The sequence below is a fragment of the Paenibacillus sp. FSL L8-0502 genome (assembly GCF_038593055.1).
GTDB lineage: Bacteria > Bacillota > Bacilli > Paenibacillales > Paenibacillaceae > Paenibacillus > Paenibacillus polymyxa_D.
Genome location: NZ_CP151958.1, coordinates 1,203,244 through 1,223,863 on the forward strand (window position 1 = coordinate 1,203,244; position 20,620 = coordinate 1,223,863).

Annotated in this window: 16 protein-coding genes; 10 read left to right on the forward strand and 6 right to left on the reverse strand. The window is 46.0% G+C overall.

Translation table 11 applies throughout. The features are described from left to right. Positions 1 to 16 precede the first annotated feature (16 nt). From NSQ57_RS05375 to NSQ57_RS05395, 5 genes are read left to right on the forward strand one after another with little or no spacing between them, the layout of a single operon-like run. Positions 17 to 676, forward strand: a complete 660-nt coding sequence (locus NSQ57_RS05375; protein ID WP_029516074.1) for a hypothetical protein — start codon at positions 17 to 19, stop codon at positions 674 to 676. Continuing rightward, the gene (locus tag NSQ57_RS05380; protein WP_342425739.1) at positions 664 to 2,088 is read left to right on the forward strand and encodes a hypothetical protein; all 1,425 of its coding nucleotides are present in this window, start codon (positions 664 to 666) and stop codon (positions 2,086 to 2,088) included. Before NSQ57_RS05375 ends, NSQ57_RS05380 begins: the two co-directional genes overlap by 13 nt. Before the next feature lie 15 nt (positions 2,089 to 2,103). Next, a complete protein-coding gene (locus NSQ57_RS05385) occupies positions 2,104 to 2,532 on the forward strand; it encodes a DUF4280 domain-containing protein (RefSeq protein ID WP_341071742.1) in 429 nt (142 codons plus the stop codon). A gap of 20 nt (positions 2,533 to 2,552) precedes the next feature. Further along, positions 2,553 to 6,020: a contractile injection system protein, VgrG/Pvc8 family gene (locus tag NSQ57_RS05390; protein WP_342425740.1), complete on the forward strand. Its 3,468-nt coding sequence runs from the start codon at positions 2,553 to 2,555 to the stop codon at positions 6,018 to 6,020. Between the two features lie 15 nt (positions 6,021 to 6,035). Further along, a complete protein-coding gene (locus tag NSQ57_RS05395) occupies positions 6,036 to 6,434 on the forward strand; it encodes a hypothetical protein (RefSeq protein ID WP_264454097.1) in 399 nt (132 codons plus the stop codon). Positions 6,435 to 7,200: 766 nt separating this feature from the next. Here NSQ57_RS05395 and NSQ57_RS05400 read toward each other — a convergent pair. Further along, positions 7,201 to 7,536, reverse strand: a complete 336-nt coding sequence (locus NSQ57_RS05400) for an HAD hydrolase family protein (RefSeq protein ID WP_342425741.1) — start codon at positions 7,534 to 7,536, stop codon at positions 7,201 to 7,203. A gap of 524 nt (positions 7,537 to 8,060) precedes the next feature. Between NSQ57_RS05400 and NSQ57_RS05405 the strand changes: the two genes are divergently transcribed. From NSQ57_RS05405 to NSQ57_RS05415, 3 genes are all read left to right on the forward strand, one after another. Continuing rightward, positions 8,061 to 8,438: a hypothetical protein gene (locus tag NSQ57_RS05405; protein ID WP_342425742.1), complete on the forward strand. Its 378-nt coding sequence runs from the start codon at positions 8,061 to 8,063 to the stop codon at positions 8,436 to 8,438. A 16-nt stretch (positions 8,439 to 8,454) separates the two neighbouring features. Further along, complete coding sequence (locus tag NSQ57_RS05410) at positions 8,455 to 8,682, forward strand: hypothetical protein (protein ID WP_318627042.1); 228 nt, start codon at positions 8,455 to 8,457, stop codon at positions 8,680 to 8,682. A gap of 512 nt (positions 8,683 to 9,194) precedes the next feature. Next, on the forward strand, positions 9,195 to 9,476 hold the full coding sequence (locus NSQ57_RS05415) for a hypothetical protein (protein WP_322251221.1): 282 nt from the start codon (positions 9,195 to 9,197) through the stop codon (positions 9,474 to 9,476). A gap of 113 nt (positions 9,477 to 9,589) precedes the next feature. On the opposite strand, the gene NSQ57_RS05420 is transcribed toward NSQ57_RS05415, so the two are convergent. The 5 genes from NSQ57_RS05420 to NSQ57_RS05440 all read right to left on the reverse strand — a co-directional run bounded on the left by NSQ57_RS05420 (position 9,590) and on the right by NSQ57_RS05440 (position 16,045). Further along, positions 9,590 to 10,990: a sugar porter family MFS transporter gene (locus NSQ57_RS05420; RefSeq protein ID WP_029516079.1), complete on the reverse strand. Its 1,401-nt coding sequence runs from the start codon at positions 10,988 to 10,990 to the stop codon at positions 9,590 to 9,592. A 227-nt stretch (positions 10,991 to 11,217) separates the two neighbouring features. Next, positions 11,218 to 12,555, reverse strand: coding sequence for a helix-turn-helix domain-containing protein (locus tag NSQ57_RS05425; protein ID WP_342425743.1), 1,338 nt, complete (start codon positions 12,553 to 12,555; stop codon positions 11,218 to 11,220). A gap of 4 nt (positions 12,556 to 12,559) precedes the next feature. Further along, positions 12,560 to 13,975, reverse strand: a complete 1,416-nt coding sequence (locus NSQ57_RS05430) for a sensor histidine kinase (RefSeq protein ID WP_340954507.1) — start codon at positions 13,973 to 13,975, stop codon at positions 12,560 to 12,562. Next, positions 13,972 to 14,970, reverse strand: a complete 999-nt coding sequence (locus NSQ57_RS05435; protein ID WP_340884553.1) for a substrate-binding domain-containing protein — start codon at positions 14,968 to 14,970, stop codon at positions 13,972 to 13,974. The genes NSQ57_RS05430 and NSQ57_RS05435 overlap by 4 nt, the downstream gene beginning before the upstream one ends. Before the next feature lie 229 nt (positions 14,971 to 15,199). Next, the gene (locus NSQ57_RS05440) at positions 15,200 to 16,045 is read right to left on the reverse strand and encodes a Cof-type HAD-IIB family hydrolase (protein WP_069010348.1); all 846 of its coding nucleotides are present in this window, start codon (positions 16,043 to 16,045) and stop codon (positions 15,200 to 15,202) included. Between the two features lie 264 nt (positions 16,046 to 16,309). Between NSQ57_RS05440 and NSQ57_RS05445 the strand changes: the two genes are divergently transcribed. Then, positions 16,310 to 17,809, forward strand: a complete 1,500-nt coding sequence (locus tag NSQ57_RS05445) for an alpha-glucosidase/alpha-galactosidase (RefSeq protein ID WP_342425744.1) — start codon at positions 16,310 to 16,312, stop codon at positions 17,807 to 17,809. A 547-nt stretch (positions 17,810 to 18,356) separates the two neighbouring features. Beyond that, positions 18,357 to 20,501: a glycoside hydrolase family 6 protein gene (locus NSQ57_RS05450; RefSeq protein ID WP_165144453.1), complete on the forward strand. Its 2,145-nt coding sequence runs from the start codon at positions 18,357 to 18,359 to the stop codon at positions 20,499 to 20,501. Positions 20,502 to 20,620: the final 119 nt, after the last annotated feature.

A 20,620-nucleotide genomic window follows, 5' to 3' on the forward strand; every position in this document is an offset into this window, starting at 1 on the left:
AGGAGTTTTACCGTCGATGGGACATATGGATGAACAAATTGCAGACATGATTAATACTGCACGGAAGGAACAACAGGGTGCATCTGGTCTCCCGAAATCGGATTTACACAATTACATAGAATCTGAGAGCGGCTTGGAACTTTATCCACTTAAGATGCTGGACGGAGAACGAATCGCTTTTGCAGAACGTCCTTTGCTGAACGACAAAATTTCGATATGGTTGCCCCGGACTTTCACCGAGATGGGTGAGCGGGAGATTGAACTTAAATATCCTTCGAGTTATCGCCCACCGCTCATTTTGACCGATCCAACAGGGGAGATCAATTTTTCTTTTAACCTGACACCAAGCGAACTGACGGATGAGGAGCTAGAGGCGTTCACCAGCGAGATGATCTACATTTTGCACCACACGCAAAAGTTGACGGAATGGTATGCAGACGGTGTGTGCAAGGTGTACGGACGACGGGTCGGATACTGTGAATTTATGACTCCGGCTTTGAATACGCGTCTGTATAATCTGACCTTTTTTGCAGCTCTGGAAGGGCATGCGCTTATATGCTCATTTAACTGTACGGAGGAACGTATGGATACATGGCGTCCGGTCGCTCAACGTATGATGACCACACTAAAAATCCTGCCTAGTGAGGCTGAAGGAGAAGGAACATGGAGCAGATAAGCACCACCTATTCTAATCTGAAAATGACGCCTTATCAGCTTATCAATGTACAGGAGCTCTACCTGGTCAAGCAGCTGAACGACCACACTCGGTTGCGTTTTACCGCTGTCGTGCCTGAGGAACTAAAAGATACTTATGTGGATATGACCAAATTTGACTCACCTGTCGGAATCTCGCAGCTGGCTGAGGATGGCACGGAGGTTCCCTTGTTTAGCGGAACAGTGCTGGCGATTGAAGTGAAGGCGGTACGAGATGTGTACTACCTGGAGGTAGAGGCTGTGTCGCATACCTACAGGCTGGATGTACGCCCCCAAAGTCGTTCTTTTCAGGACAAAAATATGAAGGTGGATGAACTGCTGCGTCGTATTTCGCTTCTTTATCCTAGCTTGGACATCATGGATTCGGCCACCGGAGGAGCGTCGATCGGGCGGATGTGGGTGCAGTACCGCGAGACTGATTGGGCTTTTCTCAAGCGGCTGGCTTCCTATTACCATACCTCCCTTATGCCCGCGGCCATATTTGATACCCCAAAGTTCTATTTTGGCATTGAGGAAAGTGGAACAGCCGTTCAACTGGACAATTATCATTACACGGTAAGCAAAAGAATCTCGGCATATCGCTACTTTGCAGGCAATGATACAGCTTCGGTGGACGAGCAGGATTTTCTCGATTATACCGTTGAAACAGAGCAGGTGCTGGAACTGGGCAATGAAATCCAATTCCGTGGCAAAACGCTATATGTATACGAGGCACAAACTCGTATGACGCAGGGAGTACTGCTGCACACATATACCTTGACGACACATAAGGGGTTGCGACAGAAAGCGTATTATAACGAGCAGTTGACGGGTCTGTCTCTGGAGGGAAAAGTGATCGCTGTCGAACGTGATCGGGTTAAAGTGCATCTGGATATCGACCCGGAGCAGGACAAAAATACAGCCCACTGGTTTCCATATGCAACAGGGTATAGTGCAGAGGGGCATAGTGGCTGGTATGTGATGCCTGAGCTGGGGGATAAAGTGCGTATTTATTTCCCGAACCAGCATGATGACGAGGGCATCGCGAGTAGCTCGGTCCGGCAGGATCGGGGGGATGGCGGCCACAATCATTTGAAGCATCCCGACGTAAAAATTTTCCGAACGCCACATGGTAAGGAAATCCGCTTGACACCGGACGAGGTGGTGATTACCGGCAAGGATGGCGCTGTTTTCATCAAGCTGAATCAGGGCGACGGTATTCATATGGTGAGCAACAAAGATATTCATTTTTCGGCAGGCGGTAACATCCACATGGAGGCGGGGCAAAAGGTGACTATTTCCGCCGGTCAGGAAATCAACCTGTCCAGCCGCAGCAGCCATATTACACTCGGTGGTGACACATCGGTCGTTGGCAGCGAAGTCAAAACGAATTGACGGAGGAAGCAGACCATGGCAAAAGAAAAAGCATCCATGACCATTCAGGCCGGATCAGGTGCAAAAAAAGGATATGTGGTTGCAGGGGCTATTTTGAAATGCAACCGTGGTACACAACCCACCCGGCTCAAGCGTCCGTTTAGCCACGGTGTTTACATCAAGGACAAGGCCCAGATGAATGTGGGGGATCACGAACCGGGAGTTCATATATCTGGGTTTGGTAACTGTTTTAGCTCGGCCAATCCGGCGGTTCAAAATAGCGAGATGGTGGACATTTTCGGTGTGAAGAAGGCGCCTTGTGTTCCGGTCATTCTTCGACCCTGGATTGGGGGCAAGCAGGATGTGCTCGTCGAGGGACAGCCTGCCTTGCTGGAGTATTGTACCAATGCCTGCCTGTATTGCGGAGCAATAACGATTGAAAATGACGGGCAGAATCTGGAATGATAGTGGGGGTTTCTCATCAAATGGACAAGGTGCAGGAAACATCCGGTTACCGTCATGTGGAATTACTGAGTAAAGTTCCGCTGCAAACCATGACAGACATTCGTATTGAGCGTAGATTGGGCGACCATGTGCGTTTGGTAGTAAGTGGTATCGTGCCGGAGGAAAATCAGGAACGGTTTATGGAGTTAGAGAATGAAGCCGAACCGGTTGAAGTCATCGAAAAGGACAAGGATGGCCAGCGGCTGCGTACGTTGTTTCATGGACAAATGACGCGTATCACGCTGAAGCAGGTACACGGTATTCATTACGTACAGTTAGAGGCCATATCGCATACGATTCGGCTCGATGTGAGGCCTGTGACCCGGTCTTTTCAAAATCATACCATGACGTATGGGCAGCTGCTGAAGCAGGTACTTACTGGTTATACAGGCGCAGATGTGATTGATACGGTCAGCGGGGGTGCTCAACTGGGCGCTTTGACATTGCAGTACAGAGAAACAGACTGGGCATTTTTGAAAAGGATGGCTTCCAGATTTGGAGCTGTGCTTGTGCCTGAGGCTGCCGCAGATGCCCCCAAGTTCTGGTTCGGTATTCCCGAGGGGCGACCCGCAACACTGGATGAGGTCCCGTATCGTTCAAGAAAAAGCTTTGTCGGCGCAGATGGGGCTTTTTCTGACGGGGACGGTTTGTCATGTGGAGCATCGTCGGTGTACGAAGCCGCAGCAATCCTTGGCGGCCCTCTTCCAGGATCGGGTCATGTGGACGACGGAATAAAATATTTTTGGAGTGATTCAAGCAGCAGTGAGCGACTATCTGCTGTCAGCGTGGATGGCTTCATGGGTAGAGCATTGCCTGGAGGAGCAGACCTTTGGCAAAGACAGCCGGGGATTCAAATCGGTATGCGCCATAACGAAGCCAACACCCCCTATGGTACGTTCTATACTGTGGAGAGTGCACGATATTTCCGCCCGGGAGATGTACTCTCTTTTCAAGGCAAGGAACTGCTCGTTGCGGATATCGTGTCCCGGATGGACCGGGGGTTGTTTTTACATACCTATACACTGGTTTCTGAAGATGAAATTCGGCAAAAGCCGATCTGGAACCATTCAGTGAGAGGGGCCTCCCTAGAGGGCCAGGTACTGGAAGTTGAGCGGGATCAGGTACGTGTACATCTCACCATAGATGCTGTACAGGAACGGGAAAAGGCATGCTGGCTCCCCTATGCAACAGGCTATAGTGCAGAGGGCCATAGCGGCTGGTATGTGATGCCCGAAAAAGGAGACATGGTGCAGGTACAGTTCCCGACTTTGCAGGAGTCGGATAGTTTTGCAGCCAGGTCTGTGAGGCGCAGTGGCAAGCCTATACCCGAGTTAGGCAATCCGGACATTAAATACTGGGGCACTCCTCATGACAAGCTGGTTAAGCTAAGCGCGCAAGAGCTGCTGGTATCGGCTAAAACGAATAGCGTATATATTTCACTTGATGCAAAGGGAATACAGGTACACAGTGACCATATGCTTTCAATTGCGGCCAAACGGGAGCTGACGATCCATGCGGAGGACACAGTGGATATAGCGGCAGTCGAGGCCATTTATTTGCAAGCAGGCAGCAGCAGTATGGTGATGGATGGCGAGACGGATATTCGTGCATCCAGGGTTAAACTGGATGGATTTACAAAACGCCCTGTTTTCGTAGCGGATTTAGAGCCTGTACCGGAGCCGCCGCTGATGTCCATTCAGGCTTATCAGGCTGCTCATGCGCCCAAAAGTACTGGCGGATCTGGAGCGGGCTCACCTAACGGAGGAAACTCAAGTGGTGGCCAGGCGAGGAAGACAGGTGCTTCACCCACCACACCTGCATCGCCGAAGGCAAACCTGCTTGGGGGGATACTAAACGTAGCTCAGAAGGCGCTGAGTATCATCGGTACGGTTCCCGTATTGGGGACGCCTGCCCGGATGGCGAACAGCAAGCTCACTTCGATTCGCCGTGACGTTGCCAAGGGAGGGCCAACCCGTGCCTTGAAGTATGCGGCCGCTGGTTTATCCATGCTGGCAGGCGTGCCATCAGGAGGCTGGGCTGTGCTGGGCGGAAGGAATCTGGCGCGGGAAGCCGCAGCCTTTAGCCGCCGGGTAGCTGCTTATAAAAAGAACGGCGTCGGACAACGCTACGCCTCCGCTTACAGGGGCAAAGTATGGACAGCAGCCCGCAACGTCGCTAGTTCCAGATCATTAGGGGAGCTAGCGAAAAATCTAGCCCATAATATGGACAAGCTGAACACGGAGTATCACAAAATTCCGCTTGAAGTGAGAAAAGGTTGGCGGAATAAGGAAGTTGAACAGTTACAACCCTTAGATGCCACCGGAGCGAAGAAAATTCTTGATGAGAAATTTGGTTCCATTAATCAAAATGACCAAAATAGAAATCTTGAATTTGAGGAATATGTTAAGAATGTAATGGTGATGCGTGAAGGAGAAACAGGTTTTTTAGAAGAAAAAGAAAGATTAAGGAATGAGTATGAAAGATATTATAAGTTTAATCCAAATAGGGATTTTGAAACTTGGTTTGCAAGGCTAACACAAACGAGTAAAGTAGAAAGTAACTCGGAGACAAAAGCCCAGTGGGCCTTCGTAGAGCTGATTTTAAATAAAAAGGATCCGTACCCTAGGCCAGTAAATCCCGAGCTAAAAGGAAAAACAGAGCCAGATGTTCGTTTAGAAACTGTGATGAATGCAGGAGCCAAAAAAGCGGAAAAAGAACAAGCTGAAGCTGATCTAAGGCGATGGTATCAAAATTTATACAAGGGTAAGCAACAACAGACTTTTGAAGAATGGTTTGCCCATCTTACAAGTAGTGATAAGATGGAAGCCGAGCAGGCACTAAGTGAATTCCGTGGGAAGATAGCATTAGAGAGCGCAATTTCTCAAGCACAGTTCGAACTCATAATTTCCACCGCATCTATTTTCCAATCAAGACAGAGCACCCGCCCGACTCTTGGTATTGTTTCTCGCGGCATGTCAAAAGGAACAGGGGCTATTAAGGGGAATTCTAAGATACTAGAGGAAACTGATATTGGTTCAACAATCAAGAATAAATTTCCTGATGAAGGGTTACCCAAAGACGGGAAAATACTAACATATACTTTAGAGAATGGAAGGATTAAAGGAATTAACGGCAGGACGCAAGTGGATTTTGTTATAGATAAAAATGGGAAATTAGTAATTGGGAAAAGGCATCATACCCTAGGCAATCGAGATGAGGTTCTTGCGGCAGGGCAATTGAAAATAAATGGACAAGGAGAAGTAAGACGAATTGACAATAAGTCAGGTCATTATCGGCCGACAGTAGCTGAAGCATCAAAGTATCCAGAACTCTTTGAAAAGGCTGGAGTAAAAGTAAAAGGAGGATGGATTGAATTATATAAATTTGAGATAAATAAATCGGGTTATCTTACAGAAGCTGAAAAAGTGGTAAGCAAAAAAATAAAATAATAGGAGTATGTTAAATTGGAAAATATAACACAAATGAATAAGCAACTTTTTAGAGAAAACTTATTAAAGACTGTTGATGAAATCAGAATACAAAAAGAATTAATAAATCAGGAGATTAGGTTTATTGTTGAACCTGTGGAGGAGCGTAGCAAAAACTTAAATTCAACAGATGAATGGATCAAATTAACACTTCTGAGTAAAGAGAATACTAATGGGAGGTATCTAGAATTAGAAGAAGTTATAAAACTACTTACTGGTTTAATTCCTTTAGTACCGATTTGGTTGAATATTTCTTTTGAAGAGATAAAAGATGATGTAGCAATTTTTAAAATTCAAACAAGCTTAAGATTCCGCAAACCTAGCATATTACAAAATCAAGAGACAGGTCATCCTCCGTTCAAAGCAGTATTTTAGACAAGTTGAATTCCTTGAATTCGAATAAAATAATAGGGTTTATATAGGTGTTTAAAGTGTCCAAAAGCCCCTAATGAGAATAAATATATTCAAACTGAAAAAAATGTTGATTTATGAATAATTAGTAATATGAAAAGACGATCGAAATCTAAGATGATCAGTGAGAAAAGATTAAAGACGCGTTACCACCGGAATGAAAAAACACAGAGCGACCTGAAACAGACAATCGGGTGATGCTCAAAGCGATATCGTGAGTCACCCGCACAGGAATGCCATGGCACAATATGCTAGACTATTATCCTTCCTGGTCCTCGTTATACACCTGGTTCCGCCGCTGGAAAATCGCTGGCATCTGGGAACGGGTTTTAGAGCATATTTCAATGGGCAACGAATTTTAGGGGGCAGTTCGCCTCGGGTCCATCCATAGGAAATACTCCCCCCTTTTGCCCTGGTTCCATGCTGATAGACAAGAACAATAGTCGCATCGTATCTTCCCTGGACATTCCCAGATGCTGAATAAGCTTCTCACTGGCGACGGCTTTGTGAATACCGGGAACCATGACCCGCTGTCCTTGCCGAGAGCAGATATGGTATATTGAATAACTGCAAAATTCCCCTGAAATTCTTTTTTTTGTTCAAAAGGATTTCCAAAAACACTCCTTGTTCAAATCTCTACGATACAGATTGTCTTCTCCTACAATTAGGCCAGTGATAAAAGGATGCGAACGCTCTTCCTTTCTATCTGGCTGCGGGAACATTGTCCACATCACCCATAGATAAGCCGCTCCACATGGGGGAAAAAGTTTTTACTCGCAACGAGTCCCCCGTTCGATTCCAAATAAAAGTCCATTCCATGCAGATCAAAGTAGTCGATCATATGCTTTACATCTTCATCCGATACTTTGTGATGATATAGCATTTTGCCTTCCGTTTCTAAAAAGTCCCCGCCAGCGCCAATGATCCCGTCGAAACCAACCTCCATGTTAAAATCATAAATCTCCGCTTTGGATCGGCCTGTGTATAAATAAATGAGCTGCTCGTTCTTTATGGACTGGATACATGCTGTTTTCGCAGATTCGGGAATCATGCTGTCGTCATCCACCAGTGTTCCATCTATTCTATATCTAAAAAGATGATCTTTTTGTTCATCTCAGGTGTTCTATGCTCTCGAATGTTTTCTCTTATGTTACTAATATGTTTATATTAGGTATATATTGAATTTGAAAAATATAACAAGGAAAAGAGGGAATCGGGAATTAGAAGATGGATAAGTAGCTCCTGTCAATGTGACTAGAAAAATAGCTATCCGGGGGATTTTTTGATTTTATCGAATAAAGAAGGCATATCTAAGTAGAGCAAAGGTGGATGTCATTAACTAACCTGACTGAAGGTCCTTGTGTGTTCGATGGACGGGGCGAAGGTGGTGGCCCTAGCATAGCAGAATTCAAACAATATTTCTCACAGGTGGGAAAACAACAAATCTCCGTGAAAATATCTTCCAATAGTGTCTCAGTGAAACAACAGTCTGGGAAAATTGGGACTTAGGGAACTTGTTATGCTAAACCAACTGACCTATTCAAAGAAGATACCTTTGCCCCAAATGGGCAGAGGATCGCACCTAAAAATTTGTATCGAGAACTGAATAAGTCAAATGTAGGAAAAGAAACAGTAGACTTAATAAAACGGAATAATATAAAAATCAAACTGGATTATGGTGAAATTCCTTTAGATGACTTTGGAAATCAAATCTTGGGATTTGCAAATGTCAATACAAACACTATAAGAATATATATAAAAGGAACAGAGTCTGTTACTAGGACTACTCAAACAATTATCCATGAAGTTACACATAATTCATTAAAAAATCCTACTTATACTCAACGCGAAGAGGTTATTGCGTTTTTAAGAGAAGCAAAGCATATAAAAGAAGATCTTTCATATAGTGAAATTCGTGCTATCCTCAAAGAAGTGAAACTTCTTTATTCGAATTTACCGTATCGTTGACTTTAAGGAGGAAAATATGGATAACAATAATAAAGATAAGAATGATATTGATAGAAAGGTCTTGAATGGTGAAAAAGTTCCCTGTCCAAATTGTGGGAAAATCCTTCTTTATCAAAAAGCAGAAAGTGGTATGCATCCAAGTATTATATGTCCATCTGGAGACTACCATGTGCGATTAAATGTTAATAAAAGCGATATATTAGACAGGTTGGGTTTAACAAAACGGAACAAGGGTAATAAATAGGATCACATTGTTTGGTTATAGATATATTTTATTATAATTGTATTGTAATATTGTCAACAACAAGAACGTACAATACAATCAACAAACAACTTAATAAACTTTCAAAAGCTCTTTCCAACTTGAACCATGAGTAGGAGTGAGCTTTTTTGCATGCAGAAAATGAGCTGAGGTACTGAACTAAATGACAAAACGTGAACAATTCATTCATCAGATGAGGCTGCTTACATAGGCACATAAAACATACGAACAGCTTATTAATGAAATTCGCGGTTACTGCCAGCAAGCCAAGGAATTGCCCGAACAGGCGGCAGAGTTGCAGCGCTCAGGACGTATAGACTTTCAAGTAAGAGCTGAAATTAAACAGTTACTGAATTAGGCGGAACATTTGAGGGATGTAGCAGATCAGAAAGACGGCCTGATGCGGTCAGCAAGGACTTTAATGGATTGATGATTTAGAGCGTCAAACATCTGAAGCTTGGATTTTATCCTCTAAATAATGCTATGAGAACACATTGGACATTACGGCAGGCGAGGTCATCTATTTGCAAAGAGGCAGCAGTAGTATGGTGATGGATGGCGAGACGGATATTCGTGCATCCCGAGTTAAGCTGGATGAACTTACGAAACGCCCTGTTTTCGTAGTAGATCTGGAGCCCGTTCCGGAGCCGCCGCTGATGTCAATTCAGGCTTATCAGGCGGCGTTAGTCAACGATACGCTGCCGCTATCCATTAATCAAAAACAGCCCATTCATAATTTCAAGCGATTTAAGGAGAAACGGGAGGGTAAATTATAAATGAGCAATAAAAAGCCTCTGAACCATTGCCGATTTAGGTCGGTATGACTCAGAGGGCGTGTATTTTAAAGCATTATAACATGTGTCGGGGCTTCTTGAGAGCTAAAGTTGGGTCATTTCCCAAGCCACATATTTTCCATCTGTTCAAGTGATCTCCCCTTGGTTTCGGGAACCTTGCGCCATATAAAGACTACGACGAATAACGAGATGGCTCCGAATAACCAGAAGGTATTGGACGGACCGGCTGAACTCAGCAGAGGAGGGAATGCCTGCGATACCAGATAATCACCGGCCCATAGTGCCATCGAAGCGATGGCTACAGCTTTGCCGCGAATGCGGTTCGGAAAGATCTCAGAGATCATGACCCATACGATTGGCCCAAGCGATATAGCGTAGGAGGCCACGTAGATCAATATCATGATGAGTACGAGCGGTCCGGTGGTCAAACCCATTTTGAATGCGGCTCCAATAATGACCAAACAGCAGGTCATCAACGAGGTGCCGATTATCAGCAGGATTTTTCGTCCCGCTTTGTCGATCAGCCATACAGACACGATGGTAAACAACACATTGATCAACCCGATCCAGATGGTCTGGGTCAAAGAAGCGTCTGTACCGAGTCCCATTCCTTTAAAGATAACCGGCGCGTAGTACAAAATGGCATTGATGCCGGTAATATGCTGCATAATGGCGAGCATGACACCGATAAAGAGAGCGACCCGAATACCGGGAGCAAACAATTGTTTCAATGAGTTGTTCTCATTTTTGAATGATTCCTTGATATCAAGCACTTCCTGCTTAGCGGCTTCTTCACCGTGAATTTTCAGCAATATCGGCAACGCTTCATAAGGCCGATTCTGTTTAATAAGCCATCTCGGGCTTTCGGGTATGAAGAGCATCAAGAGCATAAAGATCAGTCCTGGAACAGCTCCCACTCCGAACATCCAGCGCCAGGCTGTTGAGACACCCCAGGCTTCATCCCCCAGGCTGACGATCCACGAATTCTGAAAATAAACCAGGAAAATGCCCGTTACGATCGCCAGCTGATTTAAAGCAACCAAACGGCCGCGGTATTTGGCAGGAGCGATCTCCGCATTGTACACCGGACAAACGGTGGAAGTGATGCCTATGCCAATGCCGCCGATCATGCGAAAGATAACATACCCGGTGAACGAGTCTTGAAGCGCAGAGCAGATCGAGCCGACGACGAATAAAAATCCGGCGGCCAGTAATACCTTTTTTCTACCGATCCTTTCACTCATGTAGCCGGAGAGAGCCGCTCCCGTGATACTCCCTACAATCAGACTCGACACCGCCCAACCAACCTGAAATTCGCTCAGCGAAAAACGCTGCTGTAGGAATTCAACTGCTCCCGAAACGACCGCGATATCAAAACCGAACAATATCCCTCCAAGCGCAGCTACGATGGATACCAGCGTCACGAAAAGCATATTGGGTTTTTCTGATTGAAGCGCTTTCTGTTGAGCGCTTTCATTATGAATGATTACTCCCATATAATCATCTCCCCTCCAGATTCCTAGAACCTCATTCCGTTCTTCGAGGAGAAGTATAACATGCGCTTATAAAAGAAAGGCCGGTTATCGTCTTCAATAAACGGACCTTTTCACGCACGATTTTGGCTTCGGTTCTCGAATTGGAGACGGAGGAGCCAAATCTAGCATTACCTTGTCATTCGAGCTTAAAAAAATCCATGCCGATGGTCGGCATGGATGAATTTCTACTATTTTTGGCTTTTGAACTCAGTGGGAGGAACCCCCGTTATCTTCTTAAAGACACGGCTAAAATAGTTTGGGTCCTTATAACCCACTTCAAAGCTGATTTCTTTCAGAGCAAGGTTACCCTCCTTGATCAGAGAAATAGCTTTATCAATCCGTAGCCGGGTTACGAAGTCGATGAACGTCTCTCCGTATTCCTGTTTGAAAATTTTACTGAAGTAGTGGGGATTCAAATGGACAAAATCAGCCACTTCTTCCAGCGAAAGCTCATCGTTGAATCGTTCCTCGATATACATTTTCGCTCTGCCCAGCATAGTCAGTGTTTGAACCTCCCGCTGTTCGCGTATCCGTTGCAGTGCTGACATGACGTACGTCTGCTGAAGCATTCCATTCTCCGCTTTGACGGCAAGCACAGAAGCGTTTCCAGCCTCTGACGACTTCAGTTCGTCAAAGTGGCAGTAACCTCCATCCCGCTTGCGTAGGGTGGAGGCAAAAACGGCTTCGAAATAGGACTTGCGAAGTCCTTCCTCGCCGCTATGCAGCGATCCGATTCCAATGGCCGTCTTAATGCCAAGTTGCTGGTGGGCAAGCTCGGAGAGCTGCTGAACGAGGTGTTTAACCAACTGGCGCCAGTCGTTTTCGCTGGTGGCAGGCGGCTTGCATAAAAAAGTGGCTACATGATGGTCGATCAGGGAGCTTACAATGGCATTCGGGCCATGTGTTTTTACATAGCTTCGGAAATGCTCGTAAATTTTCTTTTTATCCTGCTCGTCCGTATATCCGTCAAAGGCGGCAATGATGGCGCTTCCCTGATCAAGAGGAAAGTCCAGCCATTCTGCTAGCTGGGAAGCGCTCGAATCCACTGTCTGGTCGACCATAAGCATTAAAGCCAGCTCATTTTCTGCGAGCGGCATCAGCTGTGAGATTTTGTGCCTAAGCTCCAATTCTTCCGTACGTGCTCGCTTCTCGCACTCAATTTCTTCAATCAGTCGTTTCAGTGTGCCGATGATCAGTTCTCGCTTCGCCGGCTTCAAAATATATTCTTTTACGCCCAAAGAGAGCGCCTTCTGGGCATAGGCAAAATAATCGTAGGCAGTGACGAGCACGAATCGGGTATCGGGAAGCCGCTCCTTTAATTCACGAAGCGCTGCAAGCCCGTCGATTCCGGGCATATTGATATCCAGAATCGCAATATGGGGGCGGTGCTCTTCCGCACATTCAATCGCCATGCGACCGTTGCCGGCATGAATAAACCGGAATATCCCCGGCATCGCCCGTTCCACTGTCAATTCCAGTCCTTCTCTCTCTAAAGCCTCGTCATCCGCGATTAACAACCGATACATCAGTCTACTCACTCTCCTTCTTGACTGGAATCCGTATGGTTATGGTAGTACCTCGTCCGGTACTGCTACTGATTTCAACCATTCCTTCTTTTCCGTAGAACAACTGCAGCCGCCTAAACACATTTTGCATTCCAAGTCCTGTTGAACTGTCACTTTCGACTTTGCCTTCAAGACGGAGCACGGACAGTCGGGTTTCCTCCGTCATACCCTTTCCGTTGTCTGAGATTTCAATTTGTACATCCTCGTTCGCTCGCGACAACGTCAACGTGATAATGGCTCCGTCCTCCATATCTGCCACACCATGAAGAAAAGCGTTTTCAATAAATGGCTGGATCGTCAAGGCCGGAATTTGCTGCTGAAGAACGGAAGCGTCAAAGTGCAGATTAAAGAGAATTCTGTCCCGGAAGCGCGCCTGCTGAATGGTCACGTATTCGCGAATATGATCCAGTTCCTCCTGAAGAGTTACGGGTTTGTCCAGCTTCTGCAGACTGTACCGTAGTAGATTGGACAGCGAAACGATCAGGTCGCTGGTTTTCTCCGCCCCTTCCAGGATCGCCAGCTTGGAGAGCACATTTAAGGTATTGAATAAAAAGTGCGGATTAATTTGATTTTGCAGAGCCAGAAGCTCCAGTTCCTTCACAAGCCGCCGCATTTCCAGACTCTGTTTATCCTTCTCAATGAGGATACTCAAATCGGCGGACATTTGCGAAATGGCGTCCGACAGTACGCCTAGCTCGTCATCCCGTCGCGGTGGGGGCTTGATATTCAGATCACCTGTAGCGATTCGCTTCGCCAGTCCGACAAGTCTGCTGACAGGGCCAGTAATGCTGCGCGAGATCCAGATTGCAAGCAAAACCCCCATCAGCGCGTTCATGCCGAACAATGCCACTCCTAAAACGTTCATTCGCTCATTTTTGTTCCGAATGTTCTCGATGATCGGCCGGTAATAGGCCAGTTCAGCATCGATCAGTCGCTGTCCCTCCTCATGAATATAGCTGACGGTTTTCTCCGCTTCAATATAATGTTCAAAAGCCGATTGAGGATCTTGTGTATTTGCATCCAGAACTGCGGCTTGTTTCTGTTCAAGAAATGTGGTCAACAAATTCACGTAGTCCTCCTCGGCGAAGGAAGGGTCGGTCGAGTCGGAGACTTCTTGGATTTTGCCTTTCAACTGCATTAATTGGTATTCTGTCGGACCCTGCATAGCCTTATCGTCCCTTGGATTAAGCAGATAGGCATATAGGAGCTTTAAGTTGCTCTCCGCCGATTCGGAGGTTTGCTCGATGAGGAGAATGCGGCCAAGCATTTCATCGTAGCTCTGTTGTACGACCTTTCCGCTTTGGAATACAAAATAAGCGATGATATTGGCGAACACAACTAGAAGAGGGATGAACAGAAGCAGCTTCGTTCTGATCGTCATCGTCTGTCATCTCCGGACATGTTGTCGGGAGTGTCCGCATGCACTTCATATACCCTGGTGTATGTTAATTGCTGGGGATCATTCCCCTTTAGATAATCATTCAGCAATTTTATGGCCTTAGCCCCCATTTCTTCTGGCTGTTGAACAAGGGTCAGTTCGATTTTGCGATCTTTGATCGCTTCCAACGTCTCAGCCATATCGTCAAAAGCGAAAATCTGCAAGTTCTGCGCTCCGCGCCGTTCCGAGGCTTCCAGAATGCCAAGGCCGTCCAGCGCACTGAATCCGACCATGTAGCGGATCTGCGGATATCGGGCGAGCATGTTTTGAGCTTGCTGGGCTGCCTGAAGCCGTGAAATATTTGAGGAGCGAATCTCCACAATGTGGAGATTGGGATAGCGGCTGATCACGGAGCGAAATCCGGCAAGCCTGAGTCGCTGATTCTCGACGTGCTCGCTACTGATCATAACTCCAATGTCGCCACGCTCTCCAGAGGCTTTCGCTAATAGCGCGCCCATCTGTTTTCCTGCTCCTTCGTTATCCGTTCCGACGTAAGCCAGCCTTCGGGAGTCCGGTTCGTCCGTATCGATCGCGATGACAGGTATGCCAAGTCCGGCTGCTTTGTCGATTAATCGTCGATACTCCGGATCATTTATCCCTTGAACCAGAATTGCATCCGCCTTGGCAGCGATCGCTTTATCCAGCAGTTTGATCTGCTCGGACGGATTAATGCGGTCTGGACCGATATAATCGAGCCGCATACCGTACTGTTCCGCTTCTTTTCGGGCTCCTTGTTCAATGGACCGCCAGTAATAATTGTCTAGCTCTTGCGATATCAATACCACTTTTGTATCGGAACCCCCGTCGTTTGGTGAAACCGTCTTCAATTGTTCTGCAAATTGGTGGATTTGAAAGGAAGACAGAGTGAACTGAAAGAGCAGCCAGGCAAATAGCAGGAAGACCGGGATAAGGATAAATGTCCATTTACGGTTTGACATGTCTTGCTCCTTTGTAAATATTTAGAGACTTAACTCATTATACAGTAGCCAAAGAAGCGTAGGCAGCTATCGCCATCATAAGCGCGATTATTGAGGAGATGGAAGTCGAGCAGGCACTAAATGAATTCCGTGGAAAGATAGCATTGGAGATAGGCCCCTACCAGTAGGATTAGGACATTTTTAAGTCCAGAAACTGCTGCAGGGGCTTAAGTATATAAAAATAACCTCACTAAATCAGACCATGCTTTTTAAAGCTGTGAAACAGTCCATCTTCATCCACAGCATCCGTAATGTCATCTGCAATGGCTTTGAGGCCCGGTTTGGCATTTCCCATGGCAATTCCTAGGGCACAATATTCAATCATTTCAGCATCGTTCATCCCGTCTCCGATAGCAATGGTGTCTTCTTGGGATCTTCCCAAATGCTCAATAAGCTTTTCAATAGCTACGGCTTTGTGAATACCGGGAACCATTAGCTCACCACTGTCTTGCCCGAAAGCAGATACAGTACATTGAATAACCTCAAATTTCCCTGCGAATTCCTTTTTGATTTGTTCAAAAGGAACATTTTTATTTTCCAAAAAACATGCTTTGTTCACGTCACTACGGTACAGGTTGTCCTCTCCTATAGTTAGGCCGGTGATAAAAGGATGCGGGCGTTGTTCTTTTTTTTCTCTGGCCACGGGATCATTGTCTACATCTCCGTAGATAAGCCGTTCCACATGGGGCAAAAAGTTTTTACTCGCAAACAGTCCCCCGTTCGATTCCAAATAAAAGTCCAAATCATGTTCATCAAAGTAATCGACCATATGTCTAACATCTTCATCCGATACTTTGTGGTGATATAACATCTCACCTTCGATTTCTACAAAGCCCCCGCCAGCTCCGATGATCCCGTCAAAACCGACCTCCATGATAAAATCATAAATCTCCGCTTTGGATCGGCCAGTGCATAAATAAATCAGATGTCCGTTCTTTCTCGCTTCGATACATGCTGTTTTTGCAGATTCGGGAATCATACCATCATCATTCACTAGCGTTCCATCTATATCTAAAAAGATAATCTTTTTGTTCATCTTAGGCTGCTCCTTGCTCTCCAATGTTTTCTTTTATGTTACTACATTTACCGCACTTAAAGTACATATTGAACTGAAAAAACACTAGATAGAAAGAGAGAAACGGGATGGATCAAAATGGAAATGGGAAACCCTCTGATCACGCGAAAGTTAGGATTTTTGACACCTAAATACGAAACTGGTCATGATTTTGATAACGCTTTCCACAGGCCTATTGCTACAATGACGGTATATACCCATTCTAATTACCGGAGGTTGAATGCCGTGTCATTTAAAGTAGCTTTTATTGGAGCAGGAAGCATCGGTTTTACCCGTGGAATTTTGCGAGATCTGTTATCGGTGCCGGAATTTAATGATATTGAAGTGGCTTTTACGGATATCAGTCAGCACAATCTGGATATGGTTACTGAGCTGTGCCAGCGGGATATTCGCGAGAATGGTTTGTCCATACAAATACAGTCCTCTACGGACCGTAAGATAGCTTTAAAGGATGCCAAATACGTCATTTGTACGATCCGGGTTGGCGGGCTGGAGGGCTTTGCAACCGATGTGGATATTCCACTGAAATATGGCGTGGATCAATGCGTGGGTGATACACTGTGTGCAGGAGGGATTATGTACGGTCAGCGTGGTATCGCTGAAATGCTGGCCATCTGCAAGGATATCCGCGAGCTAAGTGCACCGGATGTATTGCTGCTGAACTACTCGAACCCCATGGCAATGATGACGTGGGCCTGTAATAAATACAGCGGTGTGCGTACAATCGGTCTATGTCACGGCGTACAGCATGGGCATCACCAAATTGCCGAGGTGTATGGTCTGGAGAAGCAGGATGTGGACATTGTGTGCGCCGGAATCAATCACCAGACGTGGTACATTCAGGCGTCACATGAAGGCAAGGATCTGACAGCCGGGCTGCTGGAGGCTTTTGAAAAACATCCCGAATATAGCCGTACCGAAAAGGTGCGCATCGACATGCTTCGCCGTTTTGGCTATTACAGCACAGAGTCGAATGGTCATCTAAGTGAATATGTACCTTGGTACCGGAAGCGTCCGAATGAAATTATGGACTGGATTGATCTAGGCAGCTGGATCAACGGAGAAACAGGCGGCTATCTGCGTGTATGTACAGAAGGACGTAATTGGTTTGAAACAGATTTCCCTAACTGGATGAAAGAAGAGCCATTGGAGTACAAGGCGGAAAATCGCGGTGAAGAGCATGGTTCATACATTATCGAAGGTCTGGAAACCGGACGTGTATACCGGGGGCATTTTAATGTCGTTAATAACGGTGTGATTTCCAATTTGCCGGACGATGCGATTATTGAAGCGCCTGGATATGTGGATCGGAATGGTATCTCCATGCCACATGTAGGAGACCTTCCGCTCGGTCCTACTGCCGTCTGCAATGTAAGTATTTCCGTCCAGCGTTTGGCTGTCGAAGCAGCTGTACATGGTGACGACATGCTACTTCGGCAAGCGTTTATGATGGACCCGTTAGTGGGCGCGGTGTGTAATCCCAAAGAAATTTGGCAGATGGTCGATGAGATGCTAGTGGCACAGGAAGCATGGCTGCCGCAATACGGAGCAGCGATTGCCGAGGCGCGCCAACGTTTGGCTGCAGGCGATCTGATTCCAACCCGGCCTTATGAGGGAGCAGCACGACTTAAGGTGAAGACGGTTGAAGAAATGCAACTGGATCGGGATGCCGCCAATAAAAATGCAGGACAATCCGACAAGGGCAAGGATCGCGAAAAAGTGTAGAACAACAAGGGCAGAGATTGACTTCACAACAATAAAAGGGTGTTTTCACGGTCATGAGGGCCTGAAAACACCCTTTTGCTGTCGATAGATATAACGATTTGGCATAGTTGGCGTTCTGGAGTTTATCATTGTCGATTTAGGCTGACGGAAATTAAAGAATACGGTCTTGCTTTTTATGAATTTGCTCTTTTGCCGTCGATCCTAAATCTCCCGAAAGCTTGTTATAGCAGGGATGTTCAACAAATGAAGAAACCGACTTCAGAAAAAGAGGGGCCGTGATGAACCACTAGGGTGGCAATTCATATGCCTAATTAATAAATGTACTCCTTAATTTATTCAATTTACAGGAGATTTCCAGCTCACTATAATCTAACATAGGAGGTGACAAAAAGGGGAAAATGTAAGCGTATGAACAAATAGAAAGCGCTTACCTTTTACAGCTATGAACGCCACTTTTTTGTGGAAAGAGAGTAGGCGTAACACACATTTAATCATATAACAATCGGGTGCCGACATAGGAAGATTAACAAAATCTACGGAAAGATAGGTGAAGCAATTGAAAACAAAGCAAGTGCTTCGTAAAGGAATGAAGTATGCTTTTGCGCTATCACTCGTCGCAAGCAGCTTTCTACCAGGTGCAGGATTTACGGATAAAATACATGCAGAATCCCATGTCGATAATCCTTACCAAGGAGCGACAAAATATGTTAACCCTGATTATGCGGCTAGTGTCGACACATCGATTGCCAAAATTACGGATGCCAATCTGAAAGCAAAAATGCAAACGGTCAAAACGTTCCCGACAGCCGTATGGCTTGATCGTATCGCTGCTATTAACGGCGGTGGAGGCAAGCTTGGCCTGGAAGCGCATTTGGACCAAGTATTGGCGCAAAAGAAAGGCAACATGCCGATTACGGCGGAATTCATTGTGTATGATCTGCCCGGACGAGATTGTCATGCCTTGGCTTCCAATGGTGAATTGCCGTTGACTCAGGCAGGTCTGGAAACGTACAAAAAGGATTATATTGACAAAATCGCTTCTATTTTTGCGAATCCCAAATATAAGGATATTCGCATCGTAGCGATCATTGAACCGGACAGTTTGCCAAATCTGGTAACCAATCTGGATACTCCCCAATGTGGACAAGCCAAATCTACAGGAATTTATGAGGCTGGCGTTAAATACACAATGAATAAGCTGAACGAGATTCCGAATGTGTACAAATACGTGGATATCGGTCACTCTGGTTGGTTAGGTTGGGATAACAACCGTACAGCAACGGTATCTCTGTTTACAACTATCTTCAAAGATACTAGCAAAGGTTTGTCCAGTGTGGATGGCTTTATCACGAATACAGCCAATACTTCACCGTTGACAGAACCGAATCTGCCTGATCCCAACCTGAATATTGGCGGGCAGCCGATCAAATCATCCAAATTCTACGAATGGAATCCTAATTTCGATGAATCGGATTTCGCTGAGTCCTTGCATAGAGATTTTGTCAATGCAGGCTGGCCAAGCTCGCTCGGCATGTTAATTGATACCGGCCGTAATGGATGGGGAGGACCTAACCGTCCGACTTCCGCAGTCGGCAATGATATTAACTCCTATGTAAACTCAGGTCGTGTGGACAAACGTTCGCACCGTGGTAACTGGTGTAATAGCAGCGGAGCAGGTATGGGAACGCCGCCACAAACGGCTCCAGCTGGCCATATCGATGCCTATGTCTGGGCGAAACCTCCGGGTGATTCCGATGGTTCCAGCTCACTCATTCCGAACGATGAGGGTAAAGGCTTTGACCGTATGTGTGATCCTACCTATACAACCAAGGATGGCACATTAACAGATGCTTTGCCGAATGCACCTATTTCAGGAGCTTGGTTCCATGATCAGTTTGTGATGCTGGTACAAAATGCGTACCCTGCAATCGTGCCTTCCACTGGTGGTGTGGACCCAGCGCCTACAGCTCCAGCTGTACCGTCTGGCTTAAAGGCCGTAGCTGGTAATGCTCAAGTGACGCTGACTTGGAGTGCGTCTACTGGTGCCGATAGCTACACGGTAAAACGTGCCACTAGCGAAGCAGGTCCTTTTACAGCCGTTGCCCCTCTTGTAACAGAAAGAGAGTACACAGATAAGGGACTGACGAACGGAACAACTTACTTCTATGTTGTAAGTGCTACGAATGCGAAAGGAACAAGTAAGGATTCTGCAACGGTAAGTGCTGAACCTAAAGGTACACCGACTGATCCAACAGAACCAGCGGGTGATCTGGTTGTAATGTACCGGGCCGGGGACACCGACCCAGCGAATAACGCAGTTAAGCCTTTCCTTAACCTGAAAAATAAAGGCACAACACCCGTGAAGCTGAGTGAGCTGAAAATACGTTACTATTTTACGAAGGATGGCAGCCAAGAGCTGCAATCCGTAGTAGACTATGCGCAAGTAGGCAATGATAACGTGCTGCGTACCATTACAGACAACTATATTGAAATTGGTTTCAGTGCTGCTGCCGGCACGCTTGCTGCTGGAGCGCAAACAGGTGATATTCAGATCCGCATGAACAATAGCGACTGGTCTAACCTGAACGAATCCAATGATTATTCCTTTGATCCAACTAAAACCTCTTATGCAGAATGGAACAAAGTAACGTTGTTCCACAATGATAAGCTGGTGTGGGGAATCGAACCTTAGGATTTGGCCAGAACATGTGCCCTTGAGTGATTGAAAAGTAGTAAAAGAAGGCTACGGCATAACTGTCGTAGCCTTCTTTTACGTCTTCGAATAAAGAATTTGATGACCAAGGGAATAAG

Bases quoted from the DNA above. Each gene is read 5' to 3' on its own strand.
- NSQ57_RS05380 (WP_342425739.1), top strand. From the start codon at position 664: ATGGAGCAGATAAGCACCACCTATTCTAATCTGAAAATGACGCCTTAT.
- NSQ57_RS05435 (WP_340884553.1), bottom strand. From the start codon at position 14,970: ATGTCAAACCGTAAATGGACATTTATCCTTATCCCGGTCTTCCTGCTA.
- NSQ57_RS05410 (WP_318627042.1), top strand. From the start codon at position 8,455: ATGGATAACAATAATAAAGATAAGAATGATATTGATAGAAAGGTCTTG.
- NSQ57_RS05425 (WP_342425743.1), bottom strand. From the start codon at position 12,555: ATGTATCGGTTGTTAATCGCGGATGACGAGGCTTTAGAGAGAGAAGGA.
- NSQ57_RS05375 (WP_029516074.1), top strand. From the start codon at position 17: ATGGGACATATGGATGAACAAATTGCAGACATGATTAATACTGCACGG.
- NSQ57_RS05430 (WP_340954507.1), bottom strand. From the start codon at position 13,975: ATGACGATCAGAACGAAGCTGCTTCTGTTCATCCCTCTTCTAGTTGTG.
- NSQ57_RS05385 (WP_341071742.1), top strand. From the start codon at position 2,104: ATGGCAAAAGAAAAAGCATCCATGACCATTCAGGCCGGATCAGGTGCA.
- NSQ57_RS05420 (WP_029516079.1), bottom strand. From the start codon at position 10,990: ATGGGAGTAATCATTCATAATGAAAGCGCTCAACAGAAAGCGCTTCAA.
- NSQ57_RS05440 (WP_069010348.1), bottom strand. From the start codon at position 16,045: ATGAACAAAAAGATTATCTTTTTAGATATAGATGGAACGCTAGTGAAT.
- NSQ57_RS05390 (WP_342425740.1), top strand. From the start codon at position 2,553: ATGGACAAGGTGCAGGAAACATCCGGTTACCGTCATGTGGAATTACTG.